The 19166-nt window shown below is 28.1% G+C and carries 24 protein-coding genes; all 24 read left to right on the top strand.

Translation table 11 applies throughout. From position 1 onward, the window contains the following. The first annotated feature begins 2 nt into the window (after nt 1-2). Nucleotides 3-731: a flagellar hook-basal body protein gene (locus ACQY5W_RS06400; protein ID WP_428024124.1), complete on the top strand. Its 729-nt coding sequence runs from the start codon at nt 3-5 to the stop codon at nt 729-731. Between the two features lie 2 nt (nt 732-733). Then, nucleotides 734-1141: a flagellar basal body rod protein FlgB gene (gene flgB, locus ACQY5W_RS06395; RefSeq protein WP_428024123.1), complete on the top strand. Its 408-nt coding sequence runs from the start codon at nt 734-736 to the stop codon at nt 1139-1141. Nucleotides 1142-1158: 17 nt separating this feature from the next. Next, nucleotides 1159-2907 (top strand): flagellar basal-body MS-ring/collar protein FliF, encoded by a 1749-nt coding sequence (fliF, locus tag ACQY5W_RS06390; protein WP_428024122.1) that lies wholly within the window; start codon nt 1159-1161, stop codon nt 2905-2907. After that, nucleotides 2907-3914 carry a flagellar motor switch protein FliG gene (gene fliG, locus ACQY5W_RS06385; protein WP_428024121.1) on the top strand — a complete coding sequence of 336 codons (1008 nt, stop codon included), beginning with the start codon at nt 2907-2909 and terminating at the stop codon, nt 3912-3914. Before fliF ends, fliG begins: the two co-directional genes overlap by 1 nt. Further along, nucleotides 3914-4585, top strand: coding sequence for a FliH/SctL family protein (locus ACQY5W_RS06380; RefSeq protein ID WP_428024120.1), 672 nt, complete (start codon nt 3914-3916; stop codon nt 4583-4585). The genes fliG and ACQY5W_RS06380 overlap by 1 nt, the downstream gene beginning before the upstream one ends. 137 nt (nt 4586-4722) lie before the next feature. Further along, on the top strand, nt 4723-5010 hold the full coding sequence (locus ACQY5W_RS06375; protein WP_428024119.1) for a FliM/FliN family flagellar motor switch protein: 288 nt from the start codon (nt 4723-4725) through the stop codon (nt 5008-5010). Nucleotides 5011-5019: 9 nt separating this feature from the next. After that, entirely contained in the window at nt 5020-5502 is a 483-nt protein-coding gene (locus tag ACQY5W_RS06370; RefSeq protein ID WP_428024118.1) for a flagellar hook capping FlgD N-terminal domain-containing protein, read from the top strand. Between the two features lie 9 nt (nt 5503-5511). Then, the gene (locus ACQY5W_RS06365) at nt 5512-6975 is read left to right on the top strand and encodes a flagellar hook-basal body complex protein (RefSeq protein ID WP_428024117.1); all 1464 of its coding nucleotides are present in this window, start codon (nt 5512-5514) and stop codon (nt 6973-6975) included. Nucleotides 6976-7056: 81 nt separating this feature from the next. Further along, nucleotides 7057-9411 (top strand): flagellar hook-basal body complex protein, encoded by a 2355-nt coding sequence (locus ACQY5W_RS06360; protein WP_428024116.1) that lies wholly within the window; start codon nt 7057-7059, stop codon nt 9409-9411. Nucleotides 9412-9460: 49 nt separating this feature from the next. Continuing rightward, entirely contained in the window at nt 9461-9790 is a 330-nt protein-coding gene (locus ACQY5W_RS06355; protein ID WP_428024115.1) for a hypothetical protein, read from the top strand. 18 nt (nt 9791-9808) lie between these two features. Further along, the gene (locus ACQY5W_RS06350) at nt 9809-11818 is read left to right on the top strand and encodes a tetratricopeptide repeat protein (protein WP_428024114.1); all 2010 of its coding nucleotides are present in this window, start codon (nt 9809-9811) and stop codon (nt 11816-11818) included. Between the two features lie 83 nt (nt 11819-11901). After that, nucleotides 11902-12216 (top strand): flagellin, encoded by a 315-nt coding sequence (locus ACQY5W_RS06345; RefSeq protein WP_428024113.1) that lies wholly within the window; start codon nt 11902-11904, stop codon nt 12214-12216. Between the two features lie 13 nt (nt 12217-12229). Further along, nucleotides 12230-13132 carry a FliM/FliN family flagellar motor switch protein gene (locus tag ACQY5W_RS06340; RefSeq protein WP_428024112.1) on the top strand — a complete coding sequence of 301 codons (903 nt, stop codon included), beginning with the start codon at nt 12230-12232 and terminating at the stop codon, nt 13130-13132. Nucleotides 13133-13135: 3 nt separating this feature from the next. Further along, the gene (locus ACQY5W_RS06335) at nt 13136-13891 is read left to right on the top strand and encodes a motility protein A (protein ID WP_428024111.1); all 756 of its coding nucleotides are present in this window, start codon (nt 13136-13138) and stop codon (nt 13889-13891) included. Between the two features lie 12 nt (nt 13892-13903). After that, nucleotides 13904-14674: a flagellar motor protein MotB gene (locus ACQY5W_RS06330; protein ID WP_428024110.1), complete on the top strand. Its 771-nt coding sequence runs from the start codon at nt 13904-13906 to the stop codon at nt 14672-14674. Then, nucleotides 14671-14958, top strand: coding sequence for a rod-binding protein (locus ACQY5W_RS06325; protein ID WP_428024109.1), 288 nt, complete (start codon nt 14671-14673; stop codon nt 14956-14958). The genes ACQY5W_RS06330 and ACQY5W_RS06325 overlap by 4 nt, the downstream gene beginning before the upstream one ends. Nucleotides 14959-14979: 21 nt before the next feature. Next, entirely contained in the window at nt 14980-15357 is a 378-nt protein-coding gene (locus tag ACQY5W_RS06320) for a hypothetical protein (RefSeq protein ID WP_428024108.1), read from the top strand. Next, on the top strand, nt 15341-15742 hold the full coding sequence (locus ACQY5W_RS06315; protein WP_428024107.1) for a hypothetical protein: 402 nt from the start codon (nt 15341-15343) through the stop codon (nt 15740-15742). The genes ACQY5W_RS06320 and ACQY5W_RS06315 overlap by 17 nt, the downstream gene beginning before the upstream one ends. Further along, on the top strand, nt 15739-16899 hold the full coding sequence (gene flhF / locus ACQY5W_RS06310) for a flagellar biosynthesis protein FlhF (RefSeq protein ID WP_428024106.1): 1161 nt from the start codon (nt 15739-15741) through the stop codon (nt 16897-16899). Before ACQY5W_RS06315 ends, flhF begins: the two co-directional genes overlap by 4 nt. 7 nt (nt 16900-16906) lie before the next feature. Then, nucleotides 16907-17731, top strand: a complete 825-nt coding sequence (locus ACQY5W_RS06305) for an AAA family ATPase (protein ID WP_428024105.1) — start codon at nt 16907-16909, stop codon at nt 17729-17731. A gap of 12 nt (nt 17732-17743) precedes the next feature. After that, nucleotides 17744-18073 carry a hypothetical protein gene (locus tag ACQY5W_RS06300; protein ID WP_428024104.1) on the top strand — a complete coding sequence of 110 codons (330 nt, stop codon included), beginning with the start codon at nt 17744-17746 and terminating at the stop codon, nt 18071-18073. 11 nt (nt 18074-18084) lie between these two features. Then, nucleotides 18085-18390, top strand: coding sequence for a flagellar hook-basal body complex protein FliE (gene fliE / locus ACQY5W_RS06295; RefSeq protein ID WP_428024103.1), 306 nt, complete (start codon nt 18085-18087; stop codon nt 18388-18390). 12 nt (nt 18391-18402) lie between these two features. Then, entirely contained in the window at nt 18403-18861 is a 459-nt protein-coding gene (gene flgC, locus ACQY5W_RS06290) for a flagellar basal body rod protein FlgC (protein ID WP_428024102.1), read from the top strand. A 21-nt stretch (nt 18862-18882) separates the two neighbouring features. After that, a partial coding sequence (locus tag ACQY5W_RS06285) for a hypothetical protein (protein ID WP_428024101.1) occupies nt 18883-19166 on the top strand: 284 nt, incomplete at its 3' end.

Below are 19166 nucleotides of genomic sequence, written 5' to 3'. Positions count from 1 at the left end.
AAATGAATCAAGGTATGTACCCCCTAGCAGCAGCAATGGTAAATCAAATTAATAGAGTTGATGTAGTTTCTAATAATTTGGCTAATAGTAGAACAATTGGTTTTAAAGAAGAGGGCGTATCTGAAGGAACATTTAATCACTACTTAGCAAAAGCTAAGATGGATGGCAAAAAATCTGAATATATTAATGAACTTACAAATAAAGTTCCTAAAATAGATCAAAAGTATGTTAATAGTTCACAAGGTGCAATTGTTAATACAGGAAATGATTTAGATTTTGCATTAAAAGACCCAAATACTTTTTTTGCAGTTTTAACACAAAATGGCGATGTTCAATATACTAAAGATGGTTCTTTTAAAAACCTTGATGGATTTTTAGTAGATAGTAATGGAAATAATGTTTTAAGTGCTGATGGAGAACCTGTCGCAATAGAGGAAGGTTTTGGGCAAGCTGTAGGTGTTTTTAAAATTGATTATGATAACTTAAAAAAATATGGTAACAATAATTATAAACTAAAAGATGAACAGCAAGTTGCAGCTCAAGTTGAAGCAATGGAAGACAATGAAAAATTTGTTCTTCAGGGCTCTTTAGAAGGCTCAAATGTTAATGCTGTATTAGCAATGGTTCAATTAATTGAAGCGCAAAGAAGTTATGAGCAAGCTCAAAAGGGTATAACAGGGATTAATGATTTAAATTCAAAAGCAATAACTAAAATAGGTGAAAGTAAATAATTATGAAAGCAAGTAATGTAAGTGAAACTTTATTTAATCATTTGAATTATAGGGCAGAGAGACAAAAAGTTATTTCTAGTAATATAGCAAATATAAATACACCTGATTATAAAACAAAAGAGTTAAGCTTTGAATCACAACTAAAAGAAAAAAATAGACAAAAAGATTTAGAGTTGACTACTACTAATCAAAGACATATTAAAGAAAAAGTTGATAATTCAAATAGACCAAAAATGGAAGTTTATGAAGTGGAAAATTTGCAAGAGCAAAATGATGGAAATAATGTAAATTTAGATACTCAAATGAGTGAAATGGCTAAAAATAATACAATATTTCAAGCTCTTCAAGCTTCAATAAGAAAAGATGTTACTTTTTTCACATCAGTAATAGACGCTTCTGCTAAAAACTAATTTAGGATAAATAATAGATGGATCAACTTTTAAAGTTTGTTAATAATTTAAATTCTGCGCAAAGAGCAGTAATAATTGGAGGATTTTCACTATTACTAGTTCTTTTACTTGGATTATTAATTTATTCAAATATAAAAGCTGAAGATAGTAAATTAAACTATACAATAGCAACAAATCTTACAAAAAACCAAGTTATGTTAGCATCAAGTGAATTAGATGCAGCTGGTATTGTGTTTTCAGTGGTTGGAAGTGGTAATTCTTTAACTTTAAAAACATCAAAAGATTTTATTAACATTGCAAAAATTAAATTAGTTACAAGTGATGCTGCAACAAGTCAACATGTAGGTTGGGAAATTTTTGAAAAATCCTCTTTAGGTACAACAAATTTTGAAAACAAAGTTAAATATTTAAGAGCATTAGAAGGTGAATTATCAAGGGCTTTAGAGTCATTATCTGGGATAATGAGAGCTTCTGTAAAAATTGGTATTCCAAAAGATACAATTTTTACAGAAAGAAAAACTCCACCTTCAGCATCTGCTGTTTTAAGTCTGAAACCTGGTATTTTTTTGACACAAAAACAAATTGATGGAATTAAAAATTTTATCTCTTCTGCAATTCCAAATTTGACAAATGAAAATATTAAACTTATTGACCAAGATGGTTCAATATTAGAACAATCAAAAGAAGATATTGATAATTTAAGTTCTATTTCTCAAAATAAATATAAGTTAAAACTTGAAAAAGATTTTGAAGAGAAGATAGTTGATTTACTAGAACCATTTGTTGGACAAGGCAGAGTTGTAGCTAGAGTCTCTTTAGATTTAAATTTTTCTAAAAAGCATATACAAGAAGAAATTTTTGAACCAGAGGGTACAATAAGAAGCCAACAAACAACTGAAAATACATCTTCATCTCAAGGAACTACAACTGATAATGCTGCAGTTCCTGGTGTTCAAAGTAATATACAAGCACCAGATGCAAATGCAGCGAATGGTAATAGTTCTTCAAATAATGAATCCTCTAAAAATATAATTAATTACGAGATTTCTAAAAAAGTTATTGATCATGAAGATAAAAACTATTCCACAATTAATAAGGTTACAGCCGCTGTTACTTTTGATTCTACAGTATTAAAAGATGTACAAAATAAGGATGAATTTTTAAATAATATTGTTGAAGTTGTACAAGATACAATAGGATATGATGAGAGAAGAGGTGATAAAATTACAGTAAAAGATTTCAAATTTGTAACACTTACAGATGGAAATGTTAATGTAGATGCAAATGGAAATCCTATATCTGAAGGCCCTGTTGATACAATTGGAATGATAAAAACAATATTAAGTGAATTTAGTGAATATTTTCAATATCTTATTGCATTAATTTTATTATTTGTTTTTTATAAAAAATTTATTGTAAAAAATGATATAGTAATTTTAGGAGAAGGTACAACAGGAGGAAAAACAGGTTCTAAAAAGGGCTCTTCAGGAGGTGATTCTGATATAAATATTCCTGGATTAACAGATGATACCAACTTAGAAGAAGAGTATAATCTTGGTAGTGCAAAAGGAAGATTAAAATCAAAAGTAAGAAGTCAAATAGTAAATAACCTTGAAGGTTTAGATGAAGAATCAGCTGCAAAATATGAGGTATTGATTGAAGAGATTGATAAAATAATAAATAATGAACCTGCTGAAATGGCGAAAATGATAGAATTACTATTATCAGAAGATACTGGTAAAAGACATGCTAAGAAAGGTAAATAGTGATAGAAAATCCGTATGATCATGAACTAACAAAAGGGATGCCAATGCTACAAAAGGTAGCTATCTTTTTTGTCTTGATTGGAGAAGAAGCTACTGTTAAGATTTTTCAACATTTACCTCGTCATATTGTTGAAAATATATCAACTTCAATTACACAATTAGGTTCAATTGATAAAGATACTTCATTAGCTATTCTTGAAGAGTTTCATTTATATACAAGAACAAAAGGTTTTATTAGTGCTGGTGGATATGATTATGCAAAAGACTTATTATATAAATCATTGGGTAAAAATGATGCAGATGAGATTTTAGCAAAACTATCTAAAATGCAATTGGCATCTCAATCTTTTAATTATCTTGATGCAATCAATCCTAAACAACTTGCAGATTTTATTAAAGAAGAGTCTCCTCAAACAATTGCAGTTATTTTAGCTCATATGGAATCTGGTGGTGCAGCTGATGTTTTAAATCAACTAGACGAAGATGTAAAAGTAAAAGTTACAATGCAAATGGCCACAATAAAAGATGTTTCTCCAGATGTTGTTAGAACAATTTCTTTAGTTTTAGAAAAAAAATTGGAGTCATTATTATCATCTATTGTTGATGTTGGTGGTGTAAAAGTTGTTGCTGATATGTTGAATAGAATGGGACCAAAATCACAAGATATTCTTAAAAATATTAATGGAGTTGATACAGCACTAGCTACAAAAATAAAAGAAAATATGTTCGTATTTGAAGATTTACTTGCTTTAGATAAAGATGATGTAATGAAAATTCTTCAAAATGTTGAGATGGCTGATGTTGCAGTTGCCATGAAAAATGCAACAGAAGATGATTTAGATATAGTAAGAGGTGCTATGTCACAAAGAGCAAGTGATAGATTTCAAGAAGAGTTTGAAATGCTTACAAAAGTTAAAATTAGAGATATTGAAACAGCTCAAAGAAAAATGCTTGATGCAGCCCAAAAACTTATTGAAGAGGGTGTAATTGAAAGGGATGTTGAATAATGGAAAAAAATAACGTATATTCAAATGCTAAAGTAATAAAAGCAAATGATGGGGTTGAAAATTTTCAATTAGGTACATTTCTTAATACTGGCGAGATTACTCAAACAGAGCAAATGCAACAAGTTGCAAAATTAGATCAAAAACAAGTTAGTATAAATGGTGATCAAATTTTAGCAGAAATTAAAGCACTTGCTGGAACTATTGCTGCAGTTCAACAAAAGGTAGATGGTTTAGAGCATATAGGATTAGCTGGTGGAAAAGATATTGACCATCAAGTGGTTCAAGCAATAAAAGATTTAAAGCATTATGCTGCTTTTTTTGAACAAGCAACTTTCCAAATGGAAACAAAAATCCTTAAAACTTCCATATCAATAGCAAAAAAAATCATATCAGTAGAAATTGGTGAAAATTCAGCAAGAATTGCTAAAGAGACAATTCATAATATTCTTGACAAAATAAAAACAGCTTCAAAAGTAAAAATACATTTAAATCCTAGGGATTTTGAACTTCTAAAAAATGATTTAAATTTGGAAGGTACACATATTTCTTTAGTTCAAGATGCAAATGTTACAGCTGGTGGTGTTGTAATTGCTAGTGATTTAGGTAATTTTGATGGAAATATTGAGGCAAAAGTTAACTCAATGCTTGAATCATTAGATTCAATTATGTAAAAATACTACAACAATTAATATTAGCTTAAAAAGCTAAAAACTCTCTAAAATAAGACTTTTTTTAACATTTTTTATAAATATTACTATAAATCATTGTGTTATAATTTCCTATAAAATATCAAAAAAGAGACTTAATTATGGAAATTAATGACAGAGTATATGATTTATTAGTTGATACACAAATAACTGTAGATGTAATGCTTGGAAGTGCAAATATAACTATAAAAGAGTTTTTGGATTTGGGTGAAGGAGACATATTATCACTTGATAAACCAGCAGGTGCTGGAGGTGATATTTATGTTAACTCAAGAATTATTGGTACTGGTGATATCATTGTTATTGATGAAAAATTGGCAGTAAGAGTACAAGATTCAATGGATTCAGATAATGTTGTACGATATTTCTTTGAAGAAAATATGTTATAGGAGAAAATTATGGCGTCAGTAGATAATGTAAGTGTAAATACTACAACAACAGCAAATGGTCAAACATACACTAAAACTATAAGTAATGATGGACTGACTAATGAAGATTTTCTTAAGTTAATGCTTGAAGAGTTAAAACTTCAAGATCCAACTAAACCGATGGATTCTGCAAGTATGTTAGACTCTCAAATGCAGATGTCAAGTATTCAAACAAACTTATCAACAATTGAAGCAATGAAATCTTTACAAAACTCTTTTGCTCAAATGGCATTAGCTAGTGCAACAGACGTAATAGGAAGAATTGTTGAAAATGGTTCATATGGACAAGATGGAAATTTAAAAAGTTTTCAAATAACCTCTGTTGAGTCACTTGATGGTGAGGTTGTTGCTACAGGTTATGAAGTAATTGGATATGACAAAGAAAATGGAAAACTTTTACTTTCTGAAGATATGTCACAAATAAAATATGACAATATAACTAAAATCTATTAAGGAAAAAAAGTGATTAGTGGCTTATACAATGGATTATCTGGAATATTTGCATCATCTAGTGCTGTAAATGTTGCATCAAATAATATTGCCAATGTTAATAATATAGGTCACAAAGAAGATCAAATTTCTTTTGAAGATATGATGTATAAAAATGGTAGTTACGGAAAAGGTGTAGCAAATGAAATTATTCAGAAAAGTTTTCATCAAGGTGGTATAAAAGATACAAGTAATGCCTATGATTTCGCTATTCAAGGAAAAGGTTTTTTTATTGTAACAGATCCTGAAACTAATGAATCATACTATACAAGAGCTGGTAATTTTCAAGAATCAAGTGATGGAACACTTATAAATAATGAAGGTTTTACCGTAATGGGCTTACAAACTCAAATTATTTCAACAACTTCTTCTAATGATACAGTAGCTTTTGGTGATACTTATACGAAGCATTTAGCTTCATCAATAATTACACAAGAAGATAGAACTGTATCAATTAATGCAAAAGCTACGGATTATACAAAAACAGCTACTGATGTTGGTATTTCAGGACAAAATTATAAATCTGCTACTTCTGTTATATCAGATGTGGAAGCATTAAAGACTAATTATAATGAAAAATTAAAACTTTTAGAGTCAAATCCAAATGAAGTTTCTGTCGCTTCAACTTTTCAACAAACTAATTTAACATATTCGAATTATAATAATGAATTAACAAATTCAAATGATTTTGTTGAGTTATATTTAGGAACTAACTTAGTAAGACAATATTTTGATACAGATGCATTAACAACTATGAATAAATTTGCAGATAAAATTTCTGATTTACAAGGATTTACATCATCTTTTGATTCAGCAACTGGCACTTTAACAATTGATAATTTAATACCAGGAAATAATACAAAAATATCTTCACCTGTTATAAATTCAAGTGCTCCAATTATTGAAGTAATTGATGCAGTAGAAGGTTCAGGTTTAGCAATGGTTGAATCGGCAAGGGATGCACTAAACAGTGCAGTTCAATTAGCAAATGCAGAATTTTTAGATATACAAAATGGAATTCCTGCTCCAAATCAAGCAACTTTGTCATTGGAAAGTATTAATTTAAAATTGACAAATATTGGACTTGCTTCATATAATGATACTTCACTTAGCGTTAGTGATGATGGAATTTTATTATTAACACAAGGAACTAATACTTATATAGCAGGTAGAGTTTCAACTGCATATTTCCCAGATGAACAGTCATTAAAAGCAGAAGGTAGTAATTTGTATTCTGCAACTAAAGCTTCAGGAGAAGCTAAAAATGCTGATACTTTAAATGAAGTCGTATCTAATAGTGTTGAAGTAAGTAATATAAGTGTATCTACAGGTTTACAAAAACTTTTAATTGCACAAAGGGCTTTTGAAGCAAATTCTAAATCAATTACTACTTCAGATGAATTTTTAAAAACAGCAATAGCACTTAAAACATCATAAGATGTTTATTAATTAGTACTTATAAAAGTATTGATTAATAAACATAAATGTTTATAATTTTATCTAAAAAAAGGATAAGTCATGATTGGAGCACTATGGACAGGGATTTCTGGTCTAGCAGCACAACAAAAAGCTTTAGACAATGAGTCTCATAATATTGCAAATGTTAATACAATAGGTTATAAGTCATCAAGAATCTCTTTTGCTGACCAAATGTATCAAGACAAAATAGGAAAAGGTGCAAAAGTATTAGATGCAGAAAAACTTTATGTTCAAGGTAATTTAAAAACTACTGGTGTTGATTATGATATGGCATTATCAGGGCATGGTTTTTTTGCAGTTTCAAGTAAAAGTTCAACAGGAACTAGTGAAACATTTTATACAAGAGCTGGAAACTTCAGAATGGGAGATAATGGTACTTTACAAGATGCCGCTGGAAATGAAGTTCAGGGCTGGGCTATGAATACTCTTACTTCTGATGATATATTATCAACAAATCCAAATATAAATGTTTTTACAAGTGCATATACAGAACTTTTAACATCTAAAATTGTAAGTCTTTCTCAATCGGTTGAAACTTATACTGCAAAAGCAACAAATTATGAACAAACATCAAAAAGTGATGTGAAAGATGTTTATTCAGGTTATGGACTAAAAAATCAAGCTTCAAAAATTAATGATGTAAAAGCTTTAGTTGCAAATTATTCTGATGCCTTATCTGCATATCAAGATAATCCTGATGGAACTTCACAAAGTGCACAAGCTCAAATTTCTCAAATAAATTTTATTGGTACAGATTTAACTAAAGAGGGTGACCAAATATATGTTTATATTGATGGTAAAAAATATTCTCAAAACTATATTTCTCAACCATCAAGATTAGCAGATGATGGAGTTACAACTTTAACTGATGTACAAGCAAGTCAAATTGCAACATACAAAGCTTTAGCTGATCAAATTTCTTCTATTACAGGTATGGTTGCATATACTGTAACAGATAAAGATATAACAGGAAATACTGAAACAGGAAGTGCAATAAACTCATTTGAATCTTTTGATACTTTTACTAAATCTACAAAAGATGCAGATGTATTATTGGGTATGATTCAAATTCAGTCAATGATTCCAGGTCAGGAATTTAAAATAACTGAAGTTGCAGAGGTTTCTGGGACAACAGTTGTTTATGGTTCTGTAAATGAAACAACAAGTGCAACTATTGCTCAAGTTGGTATTGGTCTTGGTGGATTAGAAAGTGCTAGGGATGCTTTAGCAATGGCAATTACTGGTAATCAAAGGGATGTATTTACAATTGAAGAATTAAATTTAAATGGTGCAGATTCATACACTTTTGATTTTAGTGTTTATGATAAAGATTTACAGAGAACAATTAACTTTGGTTCGGCAATTACAATTAACCCAACTACTGATATAGATACGATAATAACTAATCTTACTACTAATGCGACAGGAAGTACAAATATTTCTGTTGATAATTTTAATAAATATTTTACTGCAAAAAATATCAATGGAAACCTTGTTATTGAAGCAAAAGAGTATGATGTGGAATTTAGTTCAGAGTTATTTGCAAATGCACAAACATATACAGCAACGGGAAGTGCAGGTTCATATACTTTTGATGGTACAGCTGCACTTTTAGCAAATGGACAAACTAATTTTACTATAACAGTTCCTTCAATTACTTTATCTGATGGTACAGTATTAAGTGCTATTACAACAACAGGTGGTACAATTTCTTCTCCTAGAGATTTAGATACACTTGCGGGAAAAATAAATGATATATTTTCTAAAAATACAGCAACTAATGCAAGTGGTGTAACTGTTTCTATGCCATATACTGCACTTGTAGTAAATGGTGAATTAATTATTCAGCAAACTTCAGGTGCAGGAGTTACATATCCTACTACTTTATCTATTAGTAAAGTAGCTGGAGGTATTGATAAAAATGCAACTGCATCAGGTAGGAAAGGTGCAGGTGCCGAGTTTTTAGAGATAAAAACAACACTTGACCAAACCTCTTCACAAGATTCTTTACAACTAAGGCTTGACACCTTGGGTATATCCGACTCCGCCTTTGGGGAGTTTTCTGTAAATGCAGCAGGCTTAATTACTATGAAGCAAGATGGTGCAGAGTTTGCAATAGGACAAGTTGCAATAGCATTATTTAATAATGAAAGAGGATTGGAGCCAAAAGGTAATAACCTTTTAGCAAAAACTACTCAAAGTGGTGAGCCAACTTACAATATTAATAATGATAGAACTGCTACAATTGAGTCTAAAACTTTAGAATTAAGTACAGCTGATTTAAGTGAAAGTTTAGTTAATTTAATGGTATTTCAAAGAGCTTTTGAGGCAAATGCTAAGTCAATTACTACGTCTGATCAATTATTAACAACACTAATTGGTTTAAAACGATAATAAATAAAATAGATAGATTTTTCTATCTATTTTTTTAAAGAGGATAATTTTGGAAAATTTTTTATTGATTCTATTTTTAATGATTATGTTTTTATACTATTTTTCTACAACTAATGTTTATAGGTCTTTATATGTAAAAGTTAATGAAGAAAAGAATATATTAGAAGAAGAGAAAAATAAATATACACAATTGATGGATAGATATAATAAACAGGTTATAGCTCAAGATGAAGCAATTAAAAGTACTGAAAATAATCTTTCAGTTGCAAGAAATGATTTACGAGATGTTAAATTACAAAACAATGAGTTAAGACACCAAATTGACAAACTTAAAAAAAGGTCTGAAGAGCTTTATGCTCAAGTTAATACTATGATTTAATAGGAGAATGTCATTAAATTGTTTATATTAAAAAAAAAGTTTTTCTTTTTTTTATTAATTCTTTTTTCAAAAACTTTTCTATTTGCAGAAGATGTTTCTAAAGTTGAATCTCAACCAGAAATAATTTTCAAATATAATGAGTTAACAAAAAATCAAAAAAATTTATCTCAACAAATTCAATTTAATGAAGCGGTTTTACTTTTAGAAAAGGGTGAATACCTAAAAGCAATAGATATTTTAAAAAAGACATCAAAATTCTTACAAATACCATCTTATTTGAATATAGGAATCGCATATTACAAATTAAACTCAGTTCATAATGCAAAAATATATTTAGAAAGAATATATAATCATGAAGAAGCAATGACAAAAAATACATACTCTTATATGTCAGCATGTTACTATTTATACTTAATTTCTGATAATAAAAAATTTTTAAAGAAAATTATTGAAATAGCTAAAACTAGAAAAGATTTGTCAGAGCATGGGAAAAGATTGGTTGCTGATACTTATATCATATTAAAAGATTATGAAATGTCATTAAAACTTTTAGAATCAATGGATTATGCTTCTGATTTAAAAAAAGCACTTCTTTTTATAAAACTAAGAAATTATGAAAAGGCTGATTTATTACTTTCAAAAGCTTATGAAGATAGTGTCAATTTAAAAATGAAAGATAAAATTTTATGGTTTATGATTTTTAGTAATTTAAAATCAAATAATCTTAAAAAATTAGATGAAAATTTAACTATTATACAAAATAGAAGATCTTCATTTGAAGCAAATAAAGAGTTAGAATTAAAAATGTTTTTTAATAAAGATAAATATTCACCTAAAGAGTATTTTAATTTTGTAACAAAATTTGATTTAAATAGAAAAATTGATTATATATATTATTACGCCCCTTATATTTTTTCTGATAATGAAGAGATAATTTATGACTCTACTAAAGGTTTTATTTTTAAAGATGAACAAAGTTTAGAAAATTTAGATGATATGATTACATACAATGCTAAGTTTTTAGAATTGATTAAAAAAGATCCAATTAAAAAAGTTACTGAACTTAAAAAAATGCTAAATAAAGATACAAAATCTTATATATACTATAATTTAGGTTTATCTTATGCTCAAATAGATGATTTTTATAATGCTCTAAAATATTTTGAACAAGCAACAAAATTAAATCCTGGAAATAAGCTATATTCTGTTATGACATTAATTACTGCAATTAGATCAAATACTACTCTTAAAGATAAAGATTACTTAGATACTAATGTAAAACTTAAAAAAGGTATGTACCAATATTTTGGGCAAAAAATATATAATTTGATTATTAATGAAAATATTGGAGTCTCTACTGAACCTAAACACTATTCAAAAACTATTTTTTATAAGGCATTAAACTTTTTGCCAAAGTTTGAAGCTGGCGAAGCAACAATAGATGAGCCACTTATAAAAGATAATTTTAAAGAACCCTTAACATTCTTAATAAAAAAAGTAATAAAAAGGGAAAATGAAAATGATTTTTCATATTTTTCAAGACTTCAAGATACAGTTCCTTTAAAAATAAATAATAACTTTTTAGATGGTTCAATATTAATTACGCAATATTATGTTGATTTATTAAAAGCTTTAGGTTTATTTAATAAAGCTGATTTTAGTATGGAGAGTAATATTACACCTACTTATTTAAGAACAAAGGCTTTAAAGCTTTTACATGATGGTTATCCTAAAAAAGCTCTTAAACTACTTGAAACTCTACAAAGTGAATATAAACTTGAAGATAAATATACAATGTATTTAACAGTTGCTTGTTATTTAGATGATGGAAATTATAATGAAGCCTCAGTTCAGATTTCACTAATAAAAGGGTTATTAAATGATAGTGGAGCAGATTTTTTAACGGGAGTTCAATTAATCCAAGAGTTAAAAATAAGTAGTGCAAAGCAGTTTTTATTAAAACCTTATTTAGATGATATGATAGATTTTAAATTAGAGGGATTTGAAAAATTACTAGAAGCACTCTAATTTTTAAGTAATTTAATTCAAAATTTCTTAATTTAAATTTTTTTAGATATAATCATTTAAAATAAATTGATAAAGGAGAAGCTATGGAAATTGGTAGAATACCTGAAATCGATGTTGCAAAAGCAAATCATGAAATTAAAATCAAAAAGGTACAAGAGGTAGATGAAAAAGATAGAATTGTACCCGATGAAAAGTATAAAAACGTAAAACCTAATGAGCAAACAAACTCTATTAATGAAGTTGTCTTAGACAATGTAAAGTTTGGATATAACAAAGAGAGCAAAGACTTTTTTGTAAAAGTTACAAGAGGTGATGCAGAATTTAAATATCCAACAGAAGATATGATGAAGGTAAAAGCTCATTTAAATGAGTTAATAGAAGATTTAAATAAAAAATAATTAAGGTTTAGTTTTGGCATCTGATTTATCAAATATATTAAAAGATGAATTATCAAACACTTTAGAACAATTACTTTCTCAACCAACTAAATGTGAGAGTGTTGAAGTAGCTGATTTTTCGAAGGTTGATTCTTCTCAATGTGTAGAGATTGATGTAAAATTTGAATTCAAAGATATTGTATCAAATTGGAATTTTTTTATTCCAACATCAAGTGCTGCAAAGTTTGAGTATTTAATGCTTGGTGGAACAGGTGACTTAAAAGAGCATATTGATGATGAAATAACAGATGCAGTTAATGAAATTGTATCTAACATTTGTGGAAGTATATCTACTTCTACAAATGCACAAGGTTTTCCTGATATTTCTGGTCTAAAGCATGTTATTCTTGGTTCAAAGATAGTTGAGTGTAGTGAAAGAGAAAATAATGAAAATACCTACTCTTTTAAACTAAATTTAGATAATTCTATTTCGGAAGTGATTATTGGTTTTGATGATATTATGCTTCCTTTTTTATCTGGAATAACTGGGAATGAAGCTGTTGAAAATAATTCTAATATAAGTGATACAAATTTGCAAAATGATGTAGGTCAAAATTTTTCTTCGATACCATCTACTAGTGGTATTGACTCATTATTATCTGAAGAGTCATCTAAAAATTTAAAACTTCTTTTTGATATAAAATTAAAACTAAGTGTTAGGCTTGGAACAAAATTATTTTTATTAAAAGATATTTTAAAATGGGATATTGGTGAAATTATAGAGTTAGAACAAATGGTAAATGAGCCTTTAGATATTTTAGTTAATGGTATTAAAATTGGTGAAGGTGAAGCTGTTATTGTTGAGGGAAAATTTGGTTTAAAAATTAAAAATATTGGTAATGATTCATCAAGATTAAGTCAAATAGGATTAGGATAGCAAATGGATAAAAGTACTCTTGGGGGCTTAGTTGGTGGATGGGTACTAGTTGCCCTTGCAATTATGTTAGGTGGAGTTGGTTTTGGACCTTATATAGATATTCCTTCAATTTTTATTGTATTTGGAGGAACAATAGCTGTAACAGCTGGTCAATTTCAGCCATCAGAATTGAAAAGAATTACTGCAGGTTTTAAAGTAGCATTAAATGAATCTAAAATTGAGCCATTACCTGAACTAATTGAGAAAATAATTTTTTATGCTACAGAGATAAAAAAGCATGGTGTTATGCAAATTGAGCAAAAGGTTCTAGCTGAAAATAATGCTTTTTTTAAAGAGGCATTTCAACTTCTAGTTGATGGAACAAAACCTGATGTATTGGTACCTTTGTTAGAATTAAAATTAGAACATATGGATAAAAGACATACTTCTTTAATAAGTGTTTTTGGAAATATGGGGGGAACAGCAGGTGCTATGGGGATGATTGGTACACTAGTAGGGCTTGTTGCTATGCTTGCTAATCTTTCTGACCCTGCTGCTGTTGGACCTGCAATGGCTGTTGCATTACTTACAACAATGTATGGTGCACTTACAGGTACACTTATGGCAGGTTTAATTGAGTCAAAACTTGCTCAAAAGCATAAGACAGAAGTGACTGCATGTGAAGTTATTATAAGTGGTACTGCAATGATTTCTGCAGAAGAATCAATTGGTAATATCAAAATGAAACTAAATGCAATGTTAGTTGAAGCTCCTCAATGATAAAGTATAAAAATGGCTGATAAAAAATGTCCTGATTGTCCTAAATGTTTACCAGGTTGGCTAGTACAATTTGGTGATTTGATGTCACTTTTACTTACATTCTTTATTCTTTTATTATCTATGGCAGTTATGGATAAGAAGAAAGTTGAAGAGTATTTTGAAATTATGAGAAAAGCAATGGGTTTCTTAGATCAAACTCAAGATACTGTAAAAAGAGATGAAGCAACAAATACATCTAAAGATGCTAGTAATGATGGCGATGCAAATGCACAAGATACACAATCAGCTGTAGAAGAGATGACTCAAATTGCTGATGAAGTAAATGAACAAACTTCAACACAAAGTGAGCAAGTTCAAATTACAGAAGGGAATAATGAGTTTACATTAGATGTTCCTTCTTCATTAATGTTTGATGAAGGTGAATATGAATTAAATAATAAATCAGCCAAAAGATTTATTTCTAAAATAGCAAGGGTAATTAGAACCATGCCTCAAACTTTTGATATAGAAATAATTGGTTATACTGATAGAAGCAATTTTTCAAGTGACACTATACCAAGAGATGGTTGGGATATTTCAGCATTGAGATCAATATCTGTTGTGAAAGAGTTAATTAAAAATAGAATAGATCCTGCACAATTAAAAGTATCTGCATATAGCTCTTATAGACCAAAAAGTGAAAATGCAGCTGAAAATAGAAGAGTTGAAATTAGATTTGTCTCTTCAACAGAGCAAAAAAATATATTAGAAAAAGAGAATTTCTTTGATAGGTTGGAACAATGATAGAATTAGCTAATAATGTTGATATTTCGACGCTTAACCAAAAAAAATTTGACAAAGTTGATACTAAAAATTTAGATGATAAAAAATTAAAAGATGTATGTGATAATTTTGAAGCATTTTTTTTAAAGCAGATTATGGATATATCTTTAAGTTCTTCTACATTAGCAGGTGAAGGTGCTGGTTCTGATATTATAAAAGGAATGTACACTGATGCTGTTTCAAGTGATGTTGCAGGTGGAATGGGTATAAGTAATATGCTATATGAGTTTTTGAGTAAAAAATAATAGTTTAAATTAGGTAATAAAATGATAAAAAATATTACAGATGAGATGAGTTCTTTAGTTTTCAAAATGAAAGATTTAATAAATAGTGATATTGAAGATATTAAAGCAGCGAAGCATGAAAAGCTTTTAGATAGAAATGATCAAAAACAAGATTGTATGGATAAAATAATTGATTTAAGACAAAATTTAAATAATGAATTAGTTAAAAAAATGCAAGAAGGAATTGATATAAATATATATAGGGAAGATGTAGATTTATTAGAAAAAGAGTTGACAGAATTGCATATTTTAAATGCAAAATTAGCATCAATTGTTCTTCCTATTCAACAAATGTATAAAGATATTGTTGATGAATTAACCAATCAAAACGGAGGAAATATAATTGAAATTAAAGTTTAGTTTTTTTTGTTTTTTTTCTTTGTTTGCATTAAAACTTTTTTCAGTTGATGTTATTGTAGCAAAAATTGATATTCCATATAAAAATCTTATAACTCCATCAAATATTTTTCTTACACAAATAGAAAAAGTCCCAGAGGATTGTAAGCCTATTACAATTGCAGAATTAAAAAAAGAGAAATATTATTCTAAAAAATATTTACAAAAAGACAAAATAATTTGTCATGATGAGTTAGAAAGAGAATCTCAAAATAAAGTTATATTTAACTTTGGTTCAATTCAAATTGAAACAAATGGTAAAATAATGTATGAAAATGATGAATATATAAAAATAAAAAGAGATAATGGAAAAATAGAAAAAATTTATAAAGATGGAAGAGATAGATGAATATGTTGTCTTTTTTGGGGGAAACACCTACCAAAGCACTAAGAAAAGCTCAAGAGGAGTGTGGAGAAGATGCAATTGTAATATCAACTAAAAAAATTTCTGATCCTAAAAGTAAAAATAGTATGTATGAAGTTGTTGTTGCAATAGAAGAAGAACAAGATATTCAAAGACCTAAAAAAACATCAAATTTTACAAAAAAAATAGTAACAACAAATAGTAAATTAAAAGATAGTGATTTTTCTGCAAAAGTTTATGATTTTAAAGAAGAAATTCTTAAAATGCAAGATGCCATTGAGCAAGTCCAAAAATCAATCTGGGATCCTAAATCACAACTTTATGATTTAACTATTCCTCCTGAATTTGTTGATATATATAATCTTTTTGAGTCAAATGAGTTTGATCAAGAGATGACATATACAATCATGAAAAAAACAATTAAACAGTTACCTGTTGGAATGAAGTCTAATCCTCAAAAAATAAATGACTTTTTTAAATTAATATTAAGAAGAATAATTCCTATTAAAAATGAGGTACCACTTCGAAAACATCAAAGAAAAATTATGATGATGGTTGGACCTACAGGAGTTGGTAAAACTACAACAATTGCAAAATTAGCAGCTAGATATGCTTATAAATTAGGAGAAAACTATAAAGTTGGTGTTGTTACATTAGATTCTTTTAGAGTAGGTGCCATTGAGCAGTTACAAGCATATACAAATATTATGAGACTGCCTTTAGAGGTGGTAAAAAAACCTGAAGATTTGGTTGAATCATTATTAAGACTAAAAGATTGTAATTATATTTTTATTGATACAGCTGGTTCAAGTCAATATGATGTTGATAAAATAGAGATAATAAATGAGTTTCAAAAAAAGGTTGACGAACTTCCAATTGAGAAAATCTTAGTACTCCCAGCAAATGTTAAACAAAGTGATTTAATGGATATTTATACAAATTATTCAAGACTAAATATTGATTATTTAACTTTTACTAAATTAGATGAAACAAAAAGTTTTGGTAATTTAATCTCATTTGCCCATAAAACAAAAAAATCAATAACATATATTTCTATAGGACAAAATGTTCCTGATGATTTAGTTGTTTCTGATTCATCATTTTTGATTAAATGTTTTATGCAACACTCTTGTCCTAAATAGGTAAATGATGATTAATACTATTTCAACACAAGCTAATAAATTAGTTAATTTAACAAATAGAAAACATAGAGTTAGCCCATCAAAGACAAAGCTTTTAACAATTACATCAGGGAAAGGTGGCGTTGGTAAGTCAACTTTTACAGCAAATATTGCATATTTGTTTGCAAAAGCTGGATTAAAAGTAGGAGTAATTGATGCTGATATTGGATTAGCAAATATGCAGGTTTTATTTGATGTAAAACCCACTCTTACAATGTTTGATTATATTGATGGTAAATCAGATTTAGAAGATGTATTTATAAAAACGCAGTATCCAAATATAACTTTAATAGCTGGAAAAAGTGGTTATCAATATTCAAAACATTCTAATAGTTTAGTATTGGCTAGAATTGTACAAGATATTATAGATATTGAAAAATTTGATATAGTTTTAGTTGACACAGGTGCAGGACTTAATGAATATGTAAAAGAATTTTTGACAATTTCTTCAAATATTTTGGCACTTACTACAACAGATCCTAGTGCCTTGACAGATGTCTATGCTTTGATGAAAATGCTCTCCAAAGATAAAAATTCGCTTATGTTGTGCTTCAATCATACAAAAAACTATAAAATTGGCGAAACTATAACTAATTCATTACAAAATCTTGCACTTAAAAATAGATTAAATTGTGATTTTATGATAAAATATCTAGGTAATGTAAGCAGTTCTAAAAATATTTCTACAACGGGAAGACTAAGAAAATTGTTTGTAAATGAGTTTGAAAATCAAACTGTTACAAAGGAATTGGAGTTTATTGTTAGTTCACTGCTACAAAATTTAAATAAATAGTCTGGATAAAATGTGATAATAGAAAGATTTTCAAAAACAGTTATAGCTAGTGGAATTTTTAGATTTTATGTAGCTTTAGGTTTTTTTGGTACATCTTTGTTCTTCATATTTAATATTCATCTATTTACGCCGATGGAAATGGTCTTAGGTATTATATTTGCTACAATTTTTTTAAAAACTTTATCAAATATAATGTTGTCATTATTAATACTATTATTTAATCTTGACAATAAAAAAGCTGAGCTAGATTTTAAATACCATACTCAGAAGATTGATGAACTTTTAAGTGAGTTAACAACAACTGATGTAAATAATAAAAATAGCACTTCAACAGCTAGTTAGAGAGGAATTAAATGGATATTTCAGGAATTAATGGCATTTCAAATGTATTTAATAAAAATGGTGTTCAAAAGATTGATCAAAATAATGATAATACAGGTGAATCTTTTGCATCAATGTTAAATAGTGCAATAAAAGAAGTAAATCAAACTCAGGTTGATGGATATCAAGCTATGGAGAATATTGCTACTGGAAAAGTTGAAAACTTACAAGAAGCTGTACAAAAGATAGAAGAAGCAGAACTTAGTTTAAAACTTGCTCTAGAAGTTAAAAATAAAGCAATGGGTGCATTTAAACAAATAATGGCAATGCAAGTTTAATAGGAGTTAATTATGGGTTTTTTTGATGGATATAATATAGCAAGTTCAGGAATGAGTGCACAAAGAACTAGAATTAATGTGGTAAGTGCAAATATTGCAAATGCTCAAACTACTCATTCTACAGATGGTGGTCCATATAAAAAACAAAATGTAGTTTTTCAAGAGATGCTTTTAAGTGAGAAAGAAAAACTAGCTGCAAGTCCAATTCAAGATAAAGAAACACCTTTCCCTAATAAAAATTTAAGTGGTGTTGGAATAAAGCAAATAGTTGAATCTAAAGAAGAACCTATTATGAAATTTGAGCCTGACCATCCAGATGCAAATGAAGATGGTTATGTTGCTTATCCAAATATCAATCCAGTAATTGAAATGGTTGATTTAATTGAAGCTATGAGATCTTATGAGGCAAATGTTTCTGCTTTTACTACACATAAATCAATTGATTCAAAAACATTAGAGATATTAAGATAGAGATCCATATAAGGACAAATAATGAGTAATGAATTAGAACTTTTAGTTCCCTCAAACCCGAAAGAAATTTCAAGTAATTCTAAAGTTTCGCAAAATACTCCTAAAAAAGAGGGAAGTTCATTATTTGATAAAATGCTATCTGATGCTAAATCTGATATTGAAAATCCAAAAGAAAAACTATCTTCACAGACAAAAGCAAATGTAAAAGAAGTAAATCCAAAGATAGAAGTAAAAGAAGAGAAAAAAGAGAAAACAGAAAATATAAAAGAGAATGTAGTAAAACAAGAAGTAAAAACGACTTCGTT

The organism is Arcobacter sp. (assembly GCF_050300555.1).
Lineage (GTDB): Bacteria > Campylobacterota > Campylobacteria > Campylobacterales > Arcobacteraceae > Arcobacter.
Note: the sequence above shows the minus strand (reverse complement) of the source record. Positions and strands in the feature narration are given on the sequence as shown.

What these genes read in the sequence shown, in the direction of transcription:
- ACQY5W_RS06400 (WP_428024124.1), top strand. Translation starts at nt 3, where the DNA reads ATGAATCAAGGTATGTACCCCCTAGCAGCAGCAATGGTAAATCAAATT.
- flgB (WP_428024123.1), top strand. Translation starts at nt 734, where the DNA reads ATGAAAGCAAGTAATGTAAGTGAAACTTTATTTAATCATTTGAATTAT.
- fliF (WP_428024122.1), top strand. Translation starts at nt 1,159, where the DNA reads ATGGATCAACTTTTAAAGTTTGTTAATAATTTAAATTCTGCGCAAAGA.
- ACQY5W_RS06380 (WP_428024120.1), top strand. Translation starts at nt 3,914, where the DNA reads ATGGAAAAAAATAACGTATATTCAAATGCTAAAGTAATAAAAGCAAAT.
- ACQY5W_RS06375 (WP_428024119.1), top strand. Translation starts at nt 4,723, where the DNA reads ATGGAAATTAATGACAGAGTATATGATTTATTAGTTGATACACAAATA.
- ACQY5W_RS06370 (WP_428024118.1), top strand. Translation starts at nt 5,020, where the DNA reads ATGGCGTCAGTAGATAATGTAAGTGTAAATACTACAACAACAGCAAAT.
- ACQY5W_RS06360 (WP_428024116.1), top strand. Translation starts at nt 7,057, where the DNA reads ATGATTGGAGCACTATGGACAGGGATTTCTGGTCTAGCAGCACAACAA.
- ACQY5W_RS06345 (WP_428024113.1), top strand. Translation starts at nt 11,902, where the DNA reads ATGGAAATTGGTAGAATACCTGAAATCGATGTTGCAAAAGCAAATCAT.
- ACQY5W_RS06335 (WP_428024111.1), top strand. Translation starts at nt 13,136, where the DNA reads ATGGATAAAAGTACTCTTGGGGGCTTAGTTGGTGGATGGGTACTAGTT.
- ACQY5W_RS06330 (WP_428024110.1), top strand. Translation starts at nt 13,904, where the DNA reads ATGGCTGATAAAAAATGTCCTGATTGTCCTAAATGTTTACCAGGTTGG.
- ACQY5W_RS06325 (WP_428024109.1), top strand. Translation starts at nt 14,671, where the DNA reads ATGATAGAATTAGCTAATAATGTTGATATTTCGACGCTTAACCAAAAA.
- ACQY5W_RS06320 (WP_428024108.1), top strand. Translation starts at nt 14,980, where the DNA reads ATGATAAAAAATATTACAGATGAGATGAGTTCTTTAGTTTTCAAAATG.
- flhF (WP_428024106.1), top strand. Translation starts at nt 15,739, where the DNA reads ATGAATATGTTGTCTTTTTTGGGGGAAACACCTACCAAAGCACTAAGA.
- ACQY5W_RS06305 (WP_428024105.1), top strand. Translation starts at nt 16,907, where the DNA reads ATGATTAATACTATTTCAACACAAGCTAATAAATTAGTTAATTTAACA.
- fliE (WP_428024103.1), top strand. Translation starts at nt 18,085, where the DNA reads ATGGATATTTCAGGAATTAATGGCATTTCAAATGTATTTAATAAAAAT.
- flgC (WP_428024102.1), top strand. Translation starts at nt 18,403, where the DNA reads ATGGGTTTTTTTGATGGATATAATATAGCAAGTTCAGGAATGAGTGCA.